General features: G+C 75.4%; 16 protein-coding genes. 9 read left to right on the top strand and 7 right to left on the bottom strand.

Features of this window, described 5'->3' with window-relative positions; translation table 11 throughout:
- The first annotated feature begins 159 nt into the window (after positions 1-159).
- A complete protein-coding gene (pruA, locus tag ACIOHG_RS15735; RefSeq protein WP_400950312.1) occupies positions 160-1,788 on the top strand; it encodes an L-glutamate gamma-semialdehyde dehydrogenase in 1,629 nt (542 codons plus the stop codon).
- Between the two features lie 100 nt (positions 1,789-1,888).
- Positions 1,889-2,818 carry a proline dehydrogenase family protein gene (locus tag ACIOHG_RS15730; RefSeq protein WP_400950310.1) on the top strand — a complete coding sequence of 310 codons (930 nt, stop codon included), beginning with the start codon at positions 1,889-1,891 and terminating at the stop codon, positions 2,816-2,818.
- 71 nt (positions 2,819-2,889) lie between these two features.
- On the opposite strand, the gene ACIOHG_RS15725 is transcribed toward ACIOHG_RS15730, so the two are convergent.
- Complete coding sequence (locus ACIOHG_RS15725; protein WP_400950601.1) at positions 2,890-4,140, bottom strand: TerD family protein; 1,251 nt, start codon at positions 4,138-4,140, stop codon at positions 2,890-2,892.
- Positions 4,141-4,288: 148 nt separating this feature from the next.
- Here ACIOHG_RS15725 and pepN point away from each other — a divergent pair, with 148 nt between their 5' ends.
- Complete coding sequence (gene pepN / locus ACIOHG_RS15720) at positions 4,289-6,784, top strand: aminopeptidase N (protein ID WP_400950308.1); 2,496 nt, start codon at positions 4,289-4,291, stop codon at positions 6,782-6,784.
- Positions 6,785-6,868: 84 nt separating this feature from the next.
- Here pepN and ACIOHG_RS15715 read toward each other — a convergent pair whose 3' ends face one another.
- Positions 6,869-7,786: a hypothetical protein gene (locus ACIOHG_RS15715; RefSeq protein WP_400950305.1), complete on the bottom strand. Its 918-nt coding sequence runs from the start codon at positions 7,784-7,786 to the stop codon at positions 6,869-6,871.
- A 274-nt stretch (positions 7,787-8,060) separates the two neighbouring features.
- On the opposite strand from ACIOHG_RS15715, the gene ACIOHG_RS15710 reads away from it, so the two are divergent.
- Positions 8,061-8,564 carry an SsgA family sporulation/cell division regulator gene (locus ACIOHG_RS15710; RefSeq protein ID WP_400950303.1) on the top strand — a complete coding sequence of 168 codons (504 nt, stop codon included), beginning with the start codon at positions 8,061-8,063 and terminating at the stop codon, positions 8,562-8,564.
- Here the strand turns inward: ACIOHG_RS15710 and ACIOHG_RS15705 are convergent.
- The 3 genes from ACIOHG_RS15705 to ACIOHG_RS15695 all read right to left on the bottom strand — a co-directional run bounded on the left by ACIOHG_RS15705 (position 8,483) and on the right by ACIOHG_RS15695 (position 11,450).
- Positions 8,483-9,892 (bottom strand): GAF domain-containing protein, encoded by a 1,410-nt coding sequence (locus ACIOHG_RS15705; protein ID WP_400950301.1) that lies wholly within the window; start codon positions 9,890-9,892, stop codon positions 8,483-8,485. The genes ACIOHG_RS15710 and ACIOHG_RS15705 overlap by 82 nt on opposite strands.
- A 125-nt stretch (positions 9,893-10,017) precedes the next feature.
- Positions 10,018-11,007 (bottom strand): M56 family metallopeptidase, encoded by a 990-nt coding sequence (locus ACIOHG_RS15700; RefSeq protein ID WP_400950299.1) that lies wholly within the window; start codon positions 11,005-11,007, stop codon positions 10,018-10,020.
- Positions 11,004-11,450, bottom strand: coding sequence for a BlaI/MecI/CopY family transcriptional regulator (locus ACIOHG_RS15695; protein WP_400950298.1), 447 nt, complete (start codon positions 11,448-11,450; stop codon positions 11,004-11,006). Before ACIOHG_RS15695 ends, ACIOHG_RS15700 begins: the two co-directional genes overlap by 4 nt.
- 182 nt (positions 11,451-11,632) lie before the next feature.
- Between ACIOHG_RS15695 and ACIOHG_RS15690 the strand changes: the two genes are divergently transcribed.
- The 3 genes from ACIOHG_RS15690 to ACIOHG_RS15680 all read left to right on the top strand — a co-directional run bounded on the left by ACIOHG_RS15690 (position 11,633) and on the right by ACIOHG_RS15680 (position 14,249).
- Positions 11,633-12,280 carry a phosphatase PAP2 family protein gene (locus ACIOHG_RS15690; protein ID WP_400950296.1) on the top strand — a complete coding sequence of 216 codons (648 nt, stop codon included), beginning with the start codon at positions 11,633-11,635 and terminating at the stop codon, positions 12,278-12,280.
- A 224-nt stretch (positions 12,281-12,504) separates the two neighbouring features.
- Positions 12,505-13,017 carry a pyridoxamine 5'-phosphate oxidase family protein gene (locus ACIOHG_RS15685; protein ID WP_400950293.1) on the top strand — a complete coding sequence of 171 codons (513 nt, stop codon included), beginning with the start codon at positions 12,505-12,507 and terminating at the stop codon, positions 13,015-13,017.
- Positions 13,018-13,127: 110 nt separating this feature from the next.
- Complete coding sequence (locus tag ACIOHG_RS15680) at positions 13,128-14,249, top strand: TIGR03364 family FAD-dependent oxidoreductase (protein WP_400950291.1); 1,122 nt, start codon at positions 13,128-13,130, stop codon at positions 14,247-14,249.
- 188 nt (positions 14,250-14,437) lie between these two features.
- Here ACIOHG_RS15680 and ACIOHG_RS15675 read toward each other — a convergent pair whose 3' ends face one another.
- Positions 14,438-14,596, bottom strand: coding sequence for a hypothetical protein (locus ACIOHG_RS15675; RefSeq protein WP_400950288.1), 159 nt, complete (start codon positions 14,594-14,596; stop codon positions 14,438-14,440).
- A gap of 28 nt (positions 14,597-14,624) precedes the next feature.
- Between ACIOHG_RS15675 and ACIOHG_RS15670 the strand changes: the two genes are divergently transcribed.
- Positions 14,625-15,308 carry a phosphonatase-like hydrolase gene (locus ACIOHG_RS15670; RefSeq protein WP_400950286.1) on the top strand — a complete coding sequence of 228 codons (684 nt, stop codon included), beginning with the start codon at positions 14,625-14,627 and terminating at the stop codon, positions 15,306-15,308.
- Positions 15,309-15,400: 92 nt separating this feature from the next.
- The gene (locus ACIOHG_RS15665) at positions 15,401-16,651 is read left to right on the top strand and encodes a glycoside hydrolase family 3 N-terminal domain-containing protein (protein ID WP_400950283.1); all 1,251 of its coding nucleotides are present in this window, start codon (positions 15,401-15,403) and stop codon (positions 16,649-16,651) included.
- Between the two features lie 147 nt (positions 16,652-16,798).
- Here the strand turns inward: ACIOHG_RS15665 and ACIOHG_RS15660 are convergent, their stop codons facing one another.
- Positions 16,799-17,425, bottom strand: coding sequence for a DUF6584 family protein (locus tag ACIOHG_RS15660; RefSeq protein ID WP_400950281.1), 627 nt, complete (start codon positions 17,423-17,425; stop codon positions 16,799-16,801).
- Positions 17,426-18,241: the final 816 nt, after the last annotated feature.

Below are 18,241 nucleotides of genomic sequence, written 5' to 3'. Positions count from 1 at the left end.
CCGTGACCGCGGCGTGACGGTGTTCGTCCGGCCGGACAACGGCGAGCGGGGGAATTTGGCGTCCCGGCCAACAGAAGCGGCCCGGGACGGGGAATAGCGTTCTCCGTGGCCGGCGTGCGATCCCGCCGCTGCCCCATGACGAGAAGGAGAGCGTGCGCCATGGATGCTGTGACCCAGGTCCCCGCGCCGGTGAACGAGCCGGTCCACAGCTACGCCCCCGGCAGCCCCGAACGGGCCCGGCTGGAGGCCAAGCTGAAGGAACTGGGCGGCCAGGGGCCGATCCAGCTCACCATGACGATCAACGGGGAGCAGCGCCTCGGCGGCGGCTCCGAGATCCACGTCGTGCAGCCGCACCACCACGCGGCCCGGCTCGGCACGCTGCGCAACGCCACCCAGGACGACGCCCGCGAGGCCGTCGAGACCGCGCTGGCCGCGGCCCCCGGGTGGCAGGCGCTCTCCTTCGACTCCCGCGCCGCGATCTTCCTGCGCGCCGCGGACCTGCTGGCCGGCCCGTGGCGGGAGACCCTCGCCGCGGCCACCATGCTCGGCCAGTCGAAGACCGCCCAGCAGGCGGAGATCGACACCCCCTGCGAGCTGGTCGACTTCCTGCGCTTCAACGTGCACTTCGCCCGGCAGATCCTGGCCGAGCAGCCGATCTCCTCGGACGGCGTGTGGAACCGCACCGACCACCGCCCGCTGGAGGGCTTCGTCTACGCGATCACCCCGTTCAACTTCACCGCGATCGCCGGCAACCTGCCGACCGCGCCCGCGCTGATGGGCAACGTGGTGGTCTGGAAGCCGTCCCCCACCCAGCAGTTCGCCGCGCACTACCTGATGCGCCTGCTGGAGGCCGCGGGCCTGCCCAAGGGCGTCATCAACATGGTGACCGGCGACGGCCTGGACGTCTCCGAGGTCGCCCTCAAGCACCCCGCGCTGGCCGGCATCCACTTCACCGGCTCCACCGCGACCTTCCAGCACCTGTGGCGCACCGTCGGCGAGAACATCGCCGGCTACCGCACCTACCCGCGGATCGTCGGCGAGACCGGCGGCAAGGACTTCCTGGTCGCCCACCCGTCCGCCGACCCGGCCGTGCTGAAGACCGCGATGACCCGCGGCGCCTTCGAGTACCAGGGCCAGAAGTGCTCGGCGCTGTCCCGGGCGTACGTCCCGGCCTCGATCTGGGCGGAGCTGAAGGACGAGTTCCGCGACGAGGTCGAGTGGCTGACCATGGGCGACGTCACCGACCTGGCGAACTTCATGGGCGCCGTCATCGACGAGCGCTCCTTCGCCAAGAACAAGGCCGCGATCGACCGCGCCGCCGCCGACCCGGAGGTCGAGATCCTGGCGGGCGGCACGTACGACGACTCGGTCGGGTACTTCGTCCGCCCGACCGTGCTGGTCTGCGCGGACCCGGCGGCCGAGTACTTCCGCGACGAGTACTTCGGCCCGATCCTCGCCGTGCACGTCTACGAGGACGAGAAGTACGAGGAGATGCTGGCCCAGATGGAGTCGGTCTCCTCCTACGGCCTGACCGGCTCGATCATCGCCCAGGACCGCACCGCGATCGAGCACGCGATGCGGGTGCTGCGCAACGCGGCCGGCAACTTCTACATCAACGACAAGCCGACCGGCGCCGTCGTCGGCCAGCAGCCCTTCGGCGGCGGCCGGGCCTCCGGCACCAACGACAAGGCCGGCGCCAAGCAGAACCTGACCCGCTGGACCTCCACCCGGTCCATCAAGGAGACGTTCGTCCCGCCGACGGACTACCGCTACCCGCACATGGGCTGACCGAGCCCGCCCCGACGGCCGGCCACCACCCCCGGCCGGCCGTCCCCCTCTCCTCCGCCGGCTCCTCCGCCGGCCGATCCGTCCTCGCCGGGAGTCCACGATGCTCCGTTCCGCCCTCCTCGCCGCCTCGCGCTCCCCGCAGGTGCGCACCATGGTCGAGAAGTTCCCGCCCACCCACGCGATCGTCGAGCGCTTCGTCGCCGGCGAGCGGCTCGACCAGGGCATGGCCGCGACCGAGACTCTGGTCGCCAGTGGCCGCAAGGTCACCCTCGACCACCTCGGCGAGGACACCAAGGACGCCGAGCAGGCGGCCGGCACCGCGCTCGCCTACGAGCACCTGCTGTCCGCGCTCGGCGAGACCGGCCTGGCCGCGAACGCCGAGGTGTCGGTGAAGCTCTCCGCCGTCGGCCAGTTCCTGCCGGTGGACGGCGAGAAGATCGCGCTGGAGAACGCCCGGCGGATCTGCGAGGCCGCCGCCGCGGTCGGCACCACGGTGACCCTCGACATGGAGGACCACACCACCACCGACTCCACCCTGGCGATCGCCCGCGAGCTGCGCGCCGACTTCCCGTGGCTGGGCGTCGTCCTCCAGGCGTACCTGCGCCGCACCGAGGCCGACTGCCGCGACCTCGCGCACGAGGGCTCCCGGGTCCGGATCTGCAAGGGCGCCTACAAGGAGCCCGAGACGGTCGCCTTCCAGGGCAAGCACGAGGTCGACCTCGCCTACGTCCGCGCGCTCAAGGTCCTGATGGCGGGCGAGGGTTACCCCATGGTGGCCTCGCACGACCCCAACATGATCAAGATCGCCGGCCAGCTCGCCGAGTGGAACAAGCGCGGCGCCACGTCGTTCGAATACCAGATGCTCTACGGCATCCGCCCCGAGGAGCAGCTCCGCCTCGCCGAGGCCGGCAACACCATGCGGGTCTACCTCCCCTACGGCCAGGAGTGGTACGGCTACTTCATGCGCCGCCTCGCCGAGCGCCCCGCCAACCTGACCTTCTTCCTCCGCGCGATGGCCACCCGCGGCTGACGCACCGCCAACTCCCCTGGCAGCAAGGGCCCGTGACGTGATGTCACGGGCCCTTCGGCGTGCGGGGGGTGTCAGAGCATGGCGGCGGCGGGCCGGACCATGGAGCGGGCGGTCTTGGCGTCGACGTATTCGCCGAGGGCGGTCATGACCCATTCGCCGGAGAACTGGCGGACGAGCTTGCACATGGCGACGCCGGTGCGGGGCTCGGCGTGGGTGAGGTCGAAGCGGACGAGTTCCTCGCCGGTGGCGGCGTCGGTGAGGCGGCAGTAGGCGTTCTTGACGTCGGTGAACTTCTGGCCGGAGAAGGAGTTGACGACGAAGACCAGGCCGCAGACCTCGGGGGGCAGGCCGCCGAGGTGGACGGTGATGGACTCGTCGTCGCCGCCGCCCCGGCCGGTCAGGTTGTCGCCGGAGTGGGCGATCGCGCCGTTGAAGACCTGGAGCTTCATGAACCAGGCGGTCTCCAGCTTGCCGCGCTGGGCGTCGAAGGCGATGACGGAGGCGTCCAGGTCGATGTTGCGGCCGCGCCCGGCGGGCTCCCAGCCCAGGCCCATCCGGACGGCGGACAGGAACGGCTGCCCGGCCTTCTCCAGCGAGACGGAGCCGCCCTTGACCAGGTTGACCCGACCCTTGTCCAGGGTGATCTTGCCGACGGCGGGCGAGCCGGAGGGCATCGGCGGCGGCACGGAGCCGCCCTGCGGGGCGCCGGCGGGCATCGGCGGGGCGACCGGGGCGGCGGGCGGAGCGGGCGGCGCCGGGGGCACGGCGGCGGGGGCCTGCTGGGGCGCGGCCGGGCTCGCGGCCGGGCTCGTGGTGGGGCCTGCGGTGGGTTCCTCGACCGAGACGCCGAAGTCGGTGGCGATGCCGGCCAGCCCGTCCGCGTAGCCCTGGCCGACCGCGCGGACCTTCCACTCGGCGCCGCGCCGGTAGACCTCGACCACCACCAGGGCGGTCTCCCGGGACAGCCGGGGCGGGGTGAAGGTGAACAGCTCGCGGCCGCTGTCGGCGTCCCGCAGGGTCGCCGTCGGCTCGGTGCCCGCGAAGGTGGCCCGCTGGTCGTCGAGCGAGGCGGTCACCACGATCCGGGTGATCTCGGCGGGCACCGCCGCGGTGTCCACCGTGATCGCGTCGGGGGCGCCGCCGGACGCCGGACGGTGCGTCACCCCCGGGCCCTGCGGGGCGTTGAAGAACACGAAGTCGGCGTCCGAACGGACCTTGCCCGCCTGGGTGAGCAGCAGCCCCGAGACGTCCAGCCGCTCGGGCGCGGTGACTTCCACCACCACCCGGGCCGTCCCCAGGGACGCGTTGCCGCCCTGCACCAGATCCGTCGTCACGTGCTCCTCCTCGTCTCGCCGCCGTGCCCGGCCGTGCCTCACCCTAGCCAACGGCCCCCGCCCCGCGGGGTACGCCGCGAGCGAATCCGGGCCCGGGCGCTTGCCCGGGCCGGGCGGCCTCGGCAAGCATGCGGTCATGCCAGCACTGCAACGATCCGAAGCCACTGTCCGTGCCCGACTCCTGGAGGTCCGCGGCTACACCGTCGACCTCGACCTGACCCGCGGCCCGGACCGGTTCGGCAGCACCACCGTGATCCGGTTCGGGTGCGCCGAGCCCGGCGCCGACAGCTTCGTCGACCTCGAACCGGAGACCCTGCACCGCGCCGTCCTGAACGGGCAGCCGCTGGACGTGTCCGCGCTGGACGGCAACCGGCTCGCCCTGCCCGGCCTGCGGGCCGAGAACGAGCTGCTGGTCGAGGCCGAGATGCGCTACTCGCGCACCGGCGAGGGCCTGCACCGCTACACCGACCCGGCCGACGACGCGGTCTACCTGTACGCCACCTGCGGGCCCGACCTGGCCGGCAAGGTGTTCGCCTGCTTCGACCAGCCCGACCTGAAGGCCCCGATCACCCTCACCGCGACCGCCCCCGAGGACTGGACGCTGGTCTCCAACGGCACCCGGGTCAAGTCCGACGGCGGGCACTGGGAGTTCGCCGCCACCAAGCCGATCTCCACCTACCTGTTCACGGTGGTGGCCGGCCCGCTGCACTCGGTCTTCGCCGAGCACGACGGCATCCCGCTCGGCCTGCACGCCCGCCGCTCGCTGGCCGCCGAACTCGACCGCGAGGCGCCCGAGTTGTTCGAGGTCACCCGGGCCTCGCTGGACCGGCTGCACGAACTCTTCGACGAGCGCTACCCGTTCGGCGACTACCACCAGGCCTTCATGCCCGAGTTCAACTGGGGCGCGATGGAGAACCCCGGCTGCGTGGTCTTCCGCGACGAGATGCTGTTCCGCTCGGCCGCCACCGAGGCCGAGCGCGAGCGCCGCGCCATGGTGGTCTGCCACGAGATGGCCCACATGTGGTTCGGCGACCTGGTCACCATGCGCTGGTGGGACGACCTGTGGCTGAACGAGTCCTTCGCCGAGATGCTCGGCTACCGGATCGCCGCCGAGTCCACCCGCTTCACCGGCACCTGGACCGGCTTCTCCGTCCAGCGCAAGGGCTGGGGCTACGACGCCGACCAGCGCGGCTCCACCCACCCGGTGGCCGGCAACGGCACCCGCTCGGTCGCCGAGGCGATGGTCAACTTCGACGGCATCTCCTACGCCAAGGGCGCCTCGGTGCTGCGCCAGCTCGTCGCCTGGCTCGGCGACGAAGCCTTCTTCGCCGGCCTGAACGCCTACTTCGCCGACCACCTCTACGGCAACGCCGAACTCGCCGACTTCCTCGGCGCGCTGGCGACCAGCAGCGGCCGGGACGTGCACAGCTGGGCCGACGCCTGGCTGCGCACCAGCGGCGTCGACACCCTCCGGGCCGAGGCCGAGCGGGACGCCGACGGCGCCCTCGCCGCGCTCACCGTCGTCAACGAGGGCGAACGGCCGCACCTGGTCCGGATCGGCGGCTACCGGACCGTCGACGGCCGGGCCGTGCCGGTGGCCCGCGCCGAGGTCGAGATCGGCCCCGGGCGGCGGGTCGCCGTCCCCGCCCTGGTCGAGGCCGGCGCCCAGTGGGCCGTCCCCAACGACGGCGACCTGGCCTGGGCCAAGATCCGGCTGGACGACGGCTCCTGGCAGGCCGTCACCGACGCGCTGTCGACCGTCGAGGACGACGTCACCCGGGCCGTGCTCTGGGAGCACGCCCGCGACCTGGTCCGGGACGCCGAACTCGACCCCGCCGGGTACCTCGCCCTGATGGAGCGCCACCTGCCCGCCGAGCGCTGCGACGTCATCGTCGAGACGGTGCTCGGCTTCGCCCGGACCCACGTGGTCGGCCGCTACCTCACCGGCACGGGCCGGGAGGCCGGCCTGGCCGCCGTCAGCCGCACCGCCCGCGCGCTGCTCGCCGACGGCGGCAGCCCGGGCATCCGGCTGGCCGCGTTCCGCGCCGCCGTCGAGAGCAGCGGCGGGGACGAGCAACTCGCCGAACTGCGCGGCTGGTTGGCCGACCGGAGCCTGCCGGCGGGCCTGTCCCTCGGCGCCGAACTGCGCTGGGCCGGGCTGGCCCGGCTGGCCGCGCTCGGCGAACTCGACGAGGACGCGATCGCCGCCGAACTCGCCCGCGAGCCCGGCACCGAGGCCGAGTACGGGGCCGCCCGCTGCCGGGCCGCGCTGCCCGCCGACGCGGCCAAGGACACCGCCTGGCAGCGGCTGTTCACCCCCGACGCGATGTCCAACCGGCTGCTGGAGGCCACCGCCCGCGGCTTCTGGGCCTCCGGCGACCCGGCCGGCCAGGCCCGGTACGCGCTGCGGTTCTTCGAGCGGATCGGCGAGGCCGCCGAGCGCGGCGACATCATCGCCCGACTGCTCGGCCAGGCGCTCTACCCCGTCGACCAGGCCACCCCCGAGGTGGTCGCCGCCGCCGAGGCCGCCCTCGCCGACCAGGGGCTGTCGCCCGCGCTGCGCCGCAACCTCGCCGACTCCACCGACGACCTGCGCCGCACCCGCGCCGTCCGGGCGGCCTTCGGCGGCTGACGCCGGGTCAGGGGGAGAGCAGGAGAGGGGTGGGGTGCCGGAGAGGTCCGGTGCCCCGCCCCTCCGGCGTTCCGGGCCCGTGGGTCAGAAGGTGCCGCGGGCCGCCACCGCGCGGGTGGTGGGGAGGGCGAAGGCGGAGGCCGTCCAGGATTCGGGGGTGGTGGGGGAGGGGGCGGCGATGGCGCCGGTGACGGTGAAGGTGTAGGTGCCCGGGGGGAGGGGGAGGTCGGGCGGGGTGGTGAAGCGGTAGACCAGGGTGTCGCGGTCGAGGGCGATGGTGGCGACCGCGCCGGGCAGGTCGGTGGCCGGGACGGTGCCGGGGAGGGCGTCCGGGCGGTTGAGGCGGAACTCGACCTGCAGGGCGGTCATCGACTCGTCCAGCCGCAGTTGCAGGTTGTGCCGGGTGCCGGCCCGGCCGAGGGCGTCCACCCAGGTCAGGCCGGACATGGTGAGCGGCGGGACGGTGGGCGTGTTCGGGCGCGGCGGGCCGGACGGGGACGGCGAGGAGGTCGCGGCCAGCGGCGTGCCCGTCGTGCTCGGGGACGGCGAGCTGGTCGGTGAGGTGGTCGGCGGGGTGCTGGCGCTCGGCGACGGCCGGGTGTCCGCGGCGGGCCGGACCGGCGGGGCCGGGGTGCCGGCCGTGGCGGGCCGGGCGGCGGTGCGGGCCGGAGCCGGGGTCGGCGCGGGCCCGACCGCCGCCTCGTCGGTGAGCGCGTCGGCGGTGGCGCGGGCCGAGCCGGCCTCGGGCACGGCGCCGCCCGTCGGGGTGCTGTCGGGGCTGGGCACCGGCGGGCCGCCGACGGTAACGCCCGGGCGGCGGCCGATCTGCTGCTGCTCGTTCAGCAGCCAGGTGGTGGCCAGGCTGATGCCGACCACCGTGGACATCGCCATCGCCGCGCCGGAGAACCGGATGGTGGGCAGCCGCAGGCGCCCGCCGAAGGGACGGGGCCGGCCGTGCCGTCCCGGCCGGCCGGTGGACCGGGAGTGCTCGCGGAGCGCCACCGGGCTCCCCTTCCTGGACAGGTCCGCACGCGACACCGCGCCCCGTGCGCGGCCCTGGCGGGCCCGGACGTACGGGGCGGGGAGGGACGAGCCTACCAGCGGTCCGACGGACCGCCAGAGGCCGGACCGGGCGCCGTGGCCGAATCGGAACGCGGCGGCCCCGCCCCGCCGTTGGTGCAACCCCCTGCGTTCGTGCAACCCCCTGCAACCGTTGCGGGCGGCGGGGCGCCGGAGCAGGCTGGGCGCGGTACCCAGCCGCCTCGGAGAGAACGTCATGCCGCGCGACCCGCTGTCCGCCCCTTCCGACCAGCCGATCGCCGCCACCCCCACGGGCGGCGGTCGGGACGGAGCCACCACCGCGCCCCCGTCGGTGGTGGAGGAGGTGCTCGACCTGCGGATCGCACTGGACCAGGACCTGGTCGGTGAGGTGCGCACCCGTTTCCGCTACGACGCCGCGGCGCCGTACGAGGTGCGCCTCACCTTCCACCTGGGGCGACCCGACGAGGCGGACTGGGTCTTCTCCCGCGACCTGCTGCGCGACGGGCTGGTGTCGCTCAGCGGGCACGGGGACATCAAGCTCTGGCCGGCGTCCTGCCCGTGCCACGGCGCGACCGTGCACCTGGCGCTGGACTCCCCGCACGGCAGCGCCCTGCTGGAGGCGCCCCGGGCCCGGGTCGCGGCCTGGCTGGAACGCACCTACACCGTGGTGCCCGACGGCCGGGCCGGCGAACTGCTGCCCAGCGACGCGGAGTTGGCCGCGCTGCTGACCGGCGGCTGAGCGTCCCCCGCCGGCCCGGGCAGCCGGAGCAGGCCGCGCGCCAGGTCCGCCCGCAGCACCCGCACCGCCGGGGAGACCGAGCCCGGCAGCAGGTCGTGCGGCTCGTCCGGGCCCAGCACCACCACCTCGGCGGCCGCCGACAGCCGGTACGGCCTGGCCTCCAGCAGCGCCCCCAAGTGCCTTCGCAGCCGCGACAGTTCGGCCCGGACGGTGACCGTGCGGGCCGGGTCCGCGAACAGCGCCTCGGCGAGCCGGGCCGCGCTCAGGCCGTCCCGGTGCAGGGCCAGCAGCAGGAGTAGCTCGGTGTGCCGGGGGCTCGGCGTCAGCGACCAGGAGCCCGCGCTGCCGCCCACCCGCAGCTCGGGGCGGTCCGGGTGACGCAGGTCCAGCTCCAGCAGCGCGGCCCCGGGCCGGTCCGGCGGCTCGGCGGAGCGCGCCGCCGCCGGGCGGATCAGCCAGCCGTCGGCCAGCGGCTCGACCGTGCACTCGCCGAGCGTCGGCACCCACTGCGGGCCGCCGCTGCCCCAGCCCTCCGGCGCGGCCAGCCGGGGCGGCCCCGGCATGCCGACGGCCGCCGCCGTCCAGCCCGCGCCGTCCACCACCAGGGCCGGGCCGCGGAACCGGGCCAGCAGCGGCACCGCGACGGTGCGCAGCCGGTGCAGGGCCTCCAGGTGGCCGGCCCGCAGCTCGGCCTCGGCGAGCCGGGCCGCGGTCAGGGTGAGCTGCCGCAGGTGCGGGTGGAGGCCGGTGGCGGGCCCACTGAGGTTCACCACGCCGGCCGGACGGCCGGTGCGCGGGTCGCGGATCGGGACGCCGGCGCAGGTCCAGCTGTGGTGGCTGCGCAGGTAGTGCTCGGCGGAGTGCACCACGGTGGGGCGGGCGGTGCGGGCGGCCAGGCCGATGCCGTTGGTGCCGACCGCGTCCTCGGACCAGAGCGCGCCCTGCTCGAAGCCGATCGCGTCGACCTCGCGCTTGAGCCGCCGCTCGCCGTCCATCCACAGCACCCGGCCCCGGGGGTCGGCGACGGCCAGGATCACCGGGGTGGGGTCGCCGGGCAGGAACAGGGTGGAGCGCAGCACCGGCAGCACCTGCTCCAGGCCGCTGCTCCGGCGCAGCTCGGCGAGTTCGGCGGGCGGCAGCCGGTGCACCTCGCGGGTGCGCTCCGGGTCCAGCCCGAGCCGGCGCAGCCGCGCCCAGGAGTCCTCGATCTCCGGCCGCAGCCCGCTGCCGGCCCGCTCCCCGGCCATCGCCCGCTCGTACGCCCGGGCCGCCGCGTGCCGCCCCGGCGGCCGGACGGACGGCGCCCCGCCGCCCGCGCTCCGCTGCATGTGCGTCCCCCCGTCTCGCCGTCCGGGTGCCAGGGTAAGGCCGCCCGGAGCGCCGGCGCAGACTGATCTGTTCCCCGGCCGACGCCCCTCGAACACCCGGTCGGGACGGTGCGGGTGACGGGGGGTCAGTTGTGGCCGGAGGGAAGGTCGGACTGGGCGGTTTCGACGGATTCGTGCAGGTCGTGGCCGGCTTCGGCGGCGGCGCCGGCGGTGGCGGTGAGACAGGCGGCCAGGGCGAGGGCGGCCATGGTGCGCCGGGCGCGGTGGCGGGGCGGCGGGGCCGGGGCGAGCAGGGCGCGGACCCGGCGGGGGACGGGGCCGGTGGTGGCGCCCGGGGCGAGCTGCGGGCGGGGCCCGGCGGGGGTGCGGGCAGCGGCCAGGGCGGCCCGGCCGATCGCCCGGGCGGTCAGCGCCCGGTCGCCGACCTCGGCGGCCGCGCACTCGTCGGCCCAGCGCTCCACGTGGTAGCCGAGCGCCCCGCGCAGCGGCCGCAGCGCCGGATGGCAGGCGGCCGCGTACTCGGCGGCGGCCAGCAGCAGGTGGTGGCGGCCCGCCAGGTGGGCGCGCTCGTGGGCGAGCAGCGCGGCCCGTTCGGGGGCGCTGAGCGCAGCCAGCATGCCGGTGGTGGCGACCACCCGGGGCGGGCGGCCGGGCAGCGCGTAGGCGTCGGCGCGCTCGTCGGGCAGCACGGTGAGCGCGGGCTCCGGGCCGGGCCGGCGCAGCAGCGCGGCGAGCCCCGACGGGGCGTCACCGGTGGCGGCGCGGGCCCGGCGCAGGTCGGTGCGCTGGTGGTGGGCGGTGCGGGCGGCGAGGGCGGTGATCACCAGCAGGGCGAGGCCGGCCGCGCCCGCGGTGGGCGCCCACTCGACCTCGGCGAGCGCGGTGGGGTGCCAGTGCGCGGGGGAGAGGTGGGCGAGCGCGGCGGCGTACGGCAGGTGCAGCAGCCCGGTGACGGTGAGCAGGCCGAGCGAGGCGAGCGCGGCCGCGCCGAGGGCGACGGCGGTGGCGGCCAGGGTGAGCGCGGCGGCGCGCGGGGCGAGCTGCTCGGCGAGCCGCCGGGCCAGCGGCGCGGCCAGCAGCGGCAGCAGCAGCGGCGCCCAGACGGCGAGGGTCACGGCCGCTCCCGGCGCGGGCCCGGCGCGGCGGACGGGCCGGTGGCGGGGTCGGTGGACGGACCGGTGGCGGGGTCGGTGGCGGGGTCGCCGAGCAGGTCGCGGAGCAGCCGCTCGTCCTCGTCGGAGAGGTCGGAGACGAAGCGGGCGAGCACGGTGGAGCGGTCGCGGCCGCGTTCGAGCTCGGTGCGCATCCGGCGGGCGGCGAGGCCGTCGGCGTCCTGGACGGTCGGGGTGTAGGCGAAGGCCCGGCCGGCCTTGCTGCGGGCCAGCGTCCCCTTCTCGTGCAGCCTGGCGAGGATGGTGGCGACGGTGGTGCGGGCCAGGTCGGCGGTGATCGCCTCCTGCACCTGCTGCGGGGTGAGCGGGGCGCCGGCCGACCACAGGGCGGTCAGCACCTGGGCCTCCAGCTCCCCGGCGGGCCGACGGGCGGGCGTGTCCGTCATGTCGCGCGAACCTCCGACGTTCATCTAGAGTCCAGTTTGCGTCTACAACTCTGTAGACGTTGGGGTGCTCCCCCTGCGGACACCCCAACGTAACGGGAGGTCCGCCAGCCTTGCCCCAGACCCCGCCCCTCGCGGCGGCCCTTGCGCCACCGCCGACGTCCGATCTGCTACAGATTGTCCCCATGATCCCGAACGTCCCCCAGCACGCCCGGCCGCTCGCCTACGACGGCAGCGGCATCGACGGCGGCCTCTACGCCCGGATCAACGGCTGGGCCGAGGCCGCGCCGCACTGGCTCGACCGGCTGGTCGTGCTCTGGTCCGGGCTCGGCCTCGCGCTGTTCGCGCTGCTGATGGTGTGGGCCTGGTGGCGGGCCCGCGGCGCGTCGGCGGTGGTGATGGCCCGGGTGCTCGCCGCGCCGGTGGTCGTGGTGGCCGCCTACCTGGTGAACTCCGGCTTCAAATCGGTGGTCGAGGAGGTCCGGCCCTGCCGCCAACTGCCCGACACCGTCACGGTCGAAGCCTGCCCCGGCCCCACCGACTGGTCCTTCCCCAGCAACCACACGGTGATCGCCTTCGCGGCCGCCGCCGCGCTGTGGACCGCCGACCGCCGGCTCGGCCGGATCGCCGCCCTGGCCGCCGTGCTGATGGGCGCCTCCCGGGTCTGGGTCGGCGCGCACTACCCGCACGACGTGCTGGTCGGCGCCCTGGTCGGCGTCCTGGTGGCCGTCCCGCTCGCGCTGCTGGCCGGCCGCGCCGCGCCGCTGGTCGACCGCCTCCGGGAGGGCCGCTGGGCCCCCGTGCTGGGCACCGGGACGGTCGGGACGGCCTGACCGTCCGGCGCCGGTCGGCCTCTTGTGCCGCCGCGCCGCGCGGGGAGAGCATGTGAGCCGGGCCGGGGTGAACTCCCCGCTCGGCTCGGTGTTTTCCGCAGCCCGGTAGTCCGGCAGCCCGGCGGCTCGGCAGCCCGGCAGTCCGGCGGCTCGGCAGCCCGGTAGTCCGGCAGCCCGGTAGTCCGGCAGCTCCACGGCTCAGCAGCTCAGCGAAGGGACGCGCCATGCCGTACCGACTCGACGTCACCCAGGGAAGCTGGCCCGCGGACGAGCTCGGGGCGGGGGTGGCGGGGCTGCTCGCCGACAGCACGGTGCTCAGCCTGGCCACCACGGGCCACGAGTGCGGGCCGCACGCCAACCTCGCCTTCTACGCCTTCGACGACGACCTGGTGCTGTACTTCGTCAGCGAGCGCTCCACCCGGCACAGCCGGCTGCTGGCCGACTGCGCCCGGGCCGCCGGCACCGTCCACCTGCCGCCGCCGGTCTTCGGCGAGCAGCTGCGCGGCATCCAGTTCACCGGCAGCGCCGGCGAGGCGTGGGGCCACCAGGCCGAGGCCGCGCTGGCCGCCTACCAGGGGCGCTACCCCTCCTTCGCCACCGACCCCGAGGTGCGCGAGCAGTTCCTGGCCGGGCGGGGCGCGGCCGCGCTGTACCGCTTCCAGGTGGAGGAGCTGACCGCGGTGGACGAGCCCCGGTTCGGGCGGCGCAACTACCTGCACGCCAAGGTGGTGCGCTGACGGTCCGTCGGGCCGGGCGGCCAAGCTGTATGGACAACTCTTGCGGTCGGTTCACCTCGGCGACGCGAGTTGGACGAACTGCGGCCACCTCGCCGCCGGAGCCTGTCCGCATGAGAGTCATCGTCGTAGGAGCAGGCGTGCTCGGCAGCATGCACGCCTGGCAGGCCGTCGAACGCGGCCACGAGGTCGTCCACCTGGAACGCGAGACCGAGGCGCGCGGCGCCTCCGTCCGCAACTTCGGCCTGGTCTGGGTCAGCGGACGCGCCGCCGGGGAGGAACTCGACACCGCCCTGCGCGCCCGCGAACTGTGGGAGCGGATCGGCGCCCGCGTCCCCGGCCTCTGGTTCCGGCCCAACGGCTCGCTCACGCTGGCCCGCACCGAGGCCGAACTCGCCGTCGCCGAAGCCGCGTTGAAGCTCCCCGACGCCGAGGCCCGGGGCTACCGGCTGCTCGACCCGGCCGAGGCCCGCGCCCTCAACCCCGCGCTGCGCGGCCGCTTCCTCGGCGCCCTGCACTGCACCCGGGACGCCGCCGTCGAACCCCGGGTCGCCCAGCCCGCGCTGCGCGCCGCGCTGGAGGCCAGCGGCCGCTACACCTTCCTGCCCGGGCGCGAGGTCCGCGAACTGGTCGGCGACAGCGCCGTCCGCGACGACCACGGGCAGCTCCACCAGGGCGACCTCGTCGTGCTCTGCACCGGCGCCTGGCTCGGCGGCCTGGTCCGCGAGCTCGCCCCCGAACTCCCGGTCCGCCGGGTCCGGTTGCAGATGATGCAGACCGACCCGCTCGGCGAGACGCTCACCACCTCGGTCGCCGACGGCGACTCCTTCCGCTACTACCCGGCCTTCGCCGGCCCCGAGCTGGACGCCCTGCGGGCCGGGCAGCCGCAGCCGCCGGTCGCCGCCGAGCACAAGATGCAGCTGCTCATGGTCCAGCGCAGGGACGGCAGCCTGACCGTCGGCGACACCCACGAGTACGACCAGCCCTTCGGCTTCGACGTGGTCGAGGACCCCTACGAGCACGTCGCCGAGGTCGCCGGGGAACTCCTCGGCCGCCCGCTCCCGAAGATCCGCCGCCGCTGGGCCGGCGTCTACGCCCAGTGCGTCGACACCACCCGCGTCGTCCACCGCCAGCAGCTCACCCCCGCCGCCTGGCTGGTCACCGGCCCCGGCGGCCGCGGCATGACCTGCTCCCCGGCCATCGCCGAGACCACCGCCGACGCCGCGGGCCTCTGACCGGGGACGGCCGCCGGCCGGGCACCCGGGAGTACGGGGGCTCGGGAGTACGGGTGGCTCAGGAGCTCGGCGGGCTCGGGCCGGGGGCGTCCGCCGGGCCGGCGGGGCCGCGGGCCGGGTCGTCGGCTTCGAGCAGCGGGTTGTCCGGCGGAGCCGCAGGACGGCCGCCGGCCGGGCAACCCGGGAGTTCAAGGAGTGGGGCCGGGGCTCGGGGCGTCCGCCGGGCCGGCGGGGCCGAGGGTCGGTGCGCCGGCTTCGAGCAGCGGGCTGCCCGGCCGGGCCCGCGGGACGGCTTCGGCCCCGGGGCCGCCGCAGGCCGCCGGGGCGGGGCGCTGATGAATCGTCATACTTTCGTTCGACTGCAAGGGCAGGATCATGACCACGCACGATGTGAACCTGGTGGTGCTCGACATGGCGGGCACCACCGTCGCCGACGACGGCCTGGTGGAGCTCGCGTTCGCGGCCGCCGCGCGCTCGCAGGGGGTGGAGACCGGGAGCCCCGAGCACGCGACGATGCTGGCGCACGTCCGGGCCACCATGGGCGAGTCCAAGATCTCGGTGTTCCGGCACCTGTTCGGCGGGGACGAGGAGCGGGCGCAGGGCGCGAATCTCGCCTTCGAGACCGCGTACGACAGCCTGGTGGACGAGGGGCGCTGCGAGGCGCTGCCCGGCGCGGCCGAGGCGATCGCCGAACTGCGCGGCCAGGGCCGAAAGGTTGTGCTGACCACCGGGTTCTCCCGGACCACCCAGGACCGCATCCTGGCCGCGCTCGGCTGGCAGTCCGTCGCCGACCTGACGCTCTGCCCGGCCGATGCCGGCCGCGGCCGCCCCTACCCCGACATGGTGCTGACGGCGCTGCTGCGCACCGCCACCGACTCGGTGCGGCAGATCGCCGTGGCCGGCGACACCGGCTACGACATGCTGACCGGCACCCGGGCCGGGGCCTCGGTGGTGGCGGGCGTCCTCACCGGAGCGCACGACGAGGCCCGGCTGCGCGCCGACGGGGCCACCCACGTGCTCGCCTCGATCGCCGAGCTGCCCGCCCTGCTGAAGGGCTGACGCCCCGTCGCTCCGGCGAGGGCCGGCGCCGCGCGACGCCCCGGGCGGGCGCGGTGCTGGCCCGGGGCGCGTCCGCGTGCTTGGCTGGCGGCATGCCGGTCCCGCGCAGGTCGTTCGGAGCGCTCGCCCTCGGCCTGCTGCTGCTCGCCGGCTGCGGGTCGAACGGGGCGCGCGGCGGCGCGTCCACCGGCCCGAGTCCGAGTCCTGACGTCAGCACGAGCAGCAGCGCCGGGCCGAGCAGGAGCGCCGTGCCCAGCAGTCCGAGCACCGAGGCGAGTTCGAGCCCGGTGGCGAGCCCGACGGCGGCCCCGTCGCCCTCGCCCACCGTGGACGCCGCGACCGCGGCCGCGCTGGCCGGGCGGCGGATCGTCTACTCCTACCCCGGCACCACCGTGCCCGAGACGCTGCTGGAGCGGGTCCGGGCCGGCCGGGTGGCCGGGGTGATCTTCTTCGCCGAGAACGTCGGCAGCGACCCGGCCGTGCTGCGCGGCGCCGTCCAGCAGCTGCGCGACGCCGAGCAGCAGAGCCCGCACCCCCGCCCGCTGCTGCTGATGACCGATCAGGAGGGCGGCCTGGTCCGCCGGTTGCCTGGTGGGCCCGCCGACTCCGCGAAGACCGTGGGCAGTTCGGCCGACCCGGTGGCCGCCGCCACCCGCACCGGCCGGGAGGCCGCCGCCGCGCTGGCCGCCTACGGGCTGAACCTCAACCTGGCGCCCGTGCTGGACGTGTACCGCACCCCGGGCGACTTCGCCGACAGCGCCCAGCGCTCGTACAGCACCGACCCGGCCGCGGTCGGCCGGCTCGGCGCGGCCTTCGTCACCGCCCAGCAGGGTGCCGGGATCGCCGCCACCGCCAAGCACTTCCCCGGCCTGGGCACCGCCCCCGCCGGGGCGAACACCGACGAGGAACCCGTCACCCTGCCCGTCCCGCTGGACCGGCTGCGCGCCGTCGACGAACGCCCGTACCGGGACGCGGTCGCGGCCGGGGTGAAGCTGGTGATGCTCTCCTGGGCGGTCTACCCCGTGCTCGACCCCGGCAGCCCCGCCGGGATGTCCGGCTCGATCGTCCGGGACGAACTGCGCAACCGCCTGCACTACCAGGGCGTCACCGTCACCGACGCGCTGGAGGCCAAGGCCCTCGCCCCCGTCGGCGGCACCGGACCGCGCGCCCTCGCCGTCGCGCAGGCCGGCGTCGACCTGCTGCTCTGCTCCGCCCGGGACGTCGAGCAGGGCGACCGGGCCGCCGACGCGCTCGCCGCGGCCCTGGTCTCCGGCGAACTCGACCGGGCGGACTTCACCGCCTCCGTCGACCGGGTCGACGCCCTGCGCGACACGCTGCGCTGAGCCGCCCCGGGAGCCGCGCGGGACTCGGGCGGGGCGGCAGGGAACGGTAGTGGGGCACCGGCAGGGTCGAGACGCTGCGCCGGGCCGCCTCGGGAGCCGCGCCCGCAGGAGTCGCGCTGGGGGGAACGGCGCTGGGGGGAACGGCGCTCAGAAGAGCAGGGCCAGGACCAGCAGGGCGAGGACGAGCGGGCCGAGGCCGACCAGGGCCAGCATGAGGGCCCGGTAGGCCGGCCGGTGTTCCGGGCGGGAGGGGACCGGGGGCGGGACCGGCGGGGTGGACCGGCGGACGGCGGGCTGCGGCCGGGCGATCAGGTCCGGGCCCGGGAAGACGGTGGTCGCGGCGTCCTCGGGGTGCTCGGGCCAGTCGGGGGCGGTGCCGGTGGCCCGGTGGTGCAGGGCGGCGAGGCGGCGGCGGGCCAGTGCGGTGCCGGGCGGGTTCCCGGCCGGGTCGGGCCAGCGCAGCACCGCCAACTGCCGGGCCGGGGTGCGGAACCGGTGCGTGAACGCGGTCAGCTCCTCCGCAGTCAGCGACTCGTCCAGGTAGTTCCAGCGCCCGACCTCCGACAGGTGCTGCTCCCACCAGCGCCGGCCCTCGCCGCCGGGCGGCGGCCACCCGTCCGACACCGCCTGGTCGTAGGCCAGCGCCAGCGCGTGCCGGACCGCCAGGTCGGTCGGGTCGTTCGACAGCAGGCCGTGCAGCCGCCGCCGGGCCGGGAGGACCCAGCCGTCCCGGTGCTCGGCGGCGGCCCTGGCCAGGGTGGATTTGACGCTCATGGCCCCGGATCGTGGCCGCCGGGCCGACGCCCCGTCAACCGGGTTGCCGGTACCGCCCCCGGACGACCGTGCCACCGGGGATCCGCCCGAATGGAGGGCCGAGCTACTACTGAGCTCGGACAGATTCGGACAGATGGTGCCAGAGGGCCTCCCGGTTGACTGTCGGCAGGATCTCCCCAAAAGCTAGCCGAACAGGTCGTCGCAGAATCCGGCCGTCGGTAACAGCGTGCCATCGGCCATCGACAGCGACACGCTGTCGATGAAGCAGTCAGTCGGGATTCCCAGCAGGTCATCGAAGTGAACCCGTTGTCAAGCCGACGCTGGGCCCGGTGGCCCTGGTGTCACAGTCTGGAAGAACTCGCCATCGGCGTGGATGGCGGCTCAGCCTGTTGGAGCGATAGCGAGACCGAAGGAGTCCTCGGGGGCGTCGGTGTCCTGCGACAAGGAGCCCCCAGGCCAGGTAATCGACTCCCTCCATGCGACAGAGCTGTGGGGCCTGGTCAGCATGCGCGGTGACTCTGGCGACATCGGTCACGTGGTATCCGATCTCCGCCCGGTCGGTCGAGATGCCAGTACCTGAGGTGGACGGGCTCCTCCAGTCTCCCTCCCCGGTCATTTCGCTCCTGCTCACGGTTCGGCCCCCTTGGCAAGTAACTCCGGATAAGCGTTGTCAGGGGAGCCCTGACTGCACATTAGGTCCGGTCGCATCTTCCGCTCGCTTTGCTTGCTCCTCGTTTCCCATCCGAAGCCACTTGCCCGAATCCGACTGTTCTGCCGAGACTTGAGAAAAGCAGTCGAAAATTCTCCACTTTTGTG

The organism is Kitasatospora sp. NPDC088134 (assembly GCF_044741705.1).
GTDB lineage: Bacteria > Actinomycetota > Actinomycetes > Streptomycetales > Streptomycetaceae > Kitasatospora.
The sequence above is the reverse complement of the archived record's forward strand: the minus strand, read 5'-3'. Positions and strand labels throughout refer to the sequence as shown.

Excerpts from the sequence above, each read along its gene's own strand:
- pruA (WP_400950312.1), top strand. The coding sequence starts at position 160 with ATGGATGCTGTGACCCAGGTCCCCGCGCCGGTGAACGAGCCGGTCCAC.
- ACIOHG_RS15730 (WP_400950310.1), top strand. The coding sequence starts at position 1,889 with ATGCTCCGTTCCGCCCTCCTCGCCGCCTCGCGCTCCCCGCAGGTGCGC.
- pepN (WP_400950308.1), top strand. The coding sequence starts at position 4,289 with ATGCCAGCACTGCAACGATCCGAAGCCACTGTCCGTGCCCGACTCCTG.
- ACIOHG_RS15710 (WP_400950303.1), top strand. The coding sequence starts at position 8,061 with ATGCCGCGCGACCCGCTGTCCGCCCCTTCCGACCAGCCGATCGCCGCC.
- ACIOHG_RS15705 (WP_400950301.1), bottom strand. The coding sequence starts at position 9,892 with ATGCAGCGGAGCGCGGGCGGCGGGGCGCCGTCCGTCCGGCCGCCGGGG.
- ACIOHG_RS15695 (WP_400950298.1), bottom strand. The coding sequence starts at position 11,450 with ATGACGGACACGCCCGCCCGTCGGCCCGCCGGGGAGCTGGAGGCCCAG.
- ACIOHG_RS15690 (WP_400950296.1), top strand. The coding sequence starts at position 11,633 with ATGATCCCGAACGTCCCCCAGCACGCCCGGCCGCTCGCCTACGACGGC.
- ACIOHG_RS15685 (WP_400950293.1), top strand. The coding sequence starts at position 12,505 with ATGCCGTACCGACTCGACGTCACCCAGGGAAGCTGGCCCGCGGACGAG.
- ACIOHG_RS15680 (WP_400950291.1), top strand. The coding sequence starts at position 13,128 with ATGAGAGTCATCGTCGTAGGAGCAGGCGTGCTCGGCAGCATGCACGCC.
- ACIOHG_RS15675 (WP_400950288.1), bottom strand. The coding sequence starts at position 14,596 with ATGACGATTCATCAGCGCCCCGCCCCGGCGGCCTGCGGCGGCCCCGGG.
- ACIOHG_RS15670 (WP_400950286.1), top strand. The coding sequence starts at position 14,625 with ATGACCACGCACGATGTGAACCTGGTGGTGCTCGACATGGCGGGCACC.
- ACIOHG_RS15665 (WP_400950283.1), top strand. The coding sequence starts at position 15,401 with ATGCCGGTCCCGCGCAGGTCGTTCGGAGCGCTCGCCCTCGGCCTGCTG.
- ACIOHG_RS15660 (WP_400950281.1), bottom strand. The coding sequence starts at position 17,425 with ATGAGCGTCAAATCCACCCTGGCCAGGGCCGCCGCCGAGCACCGGGAC.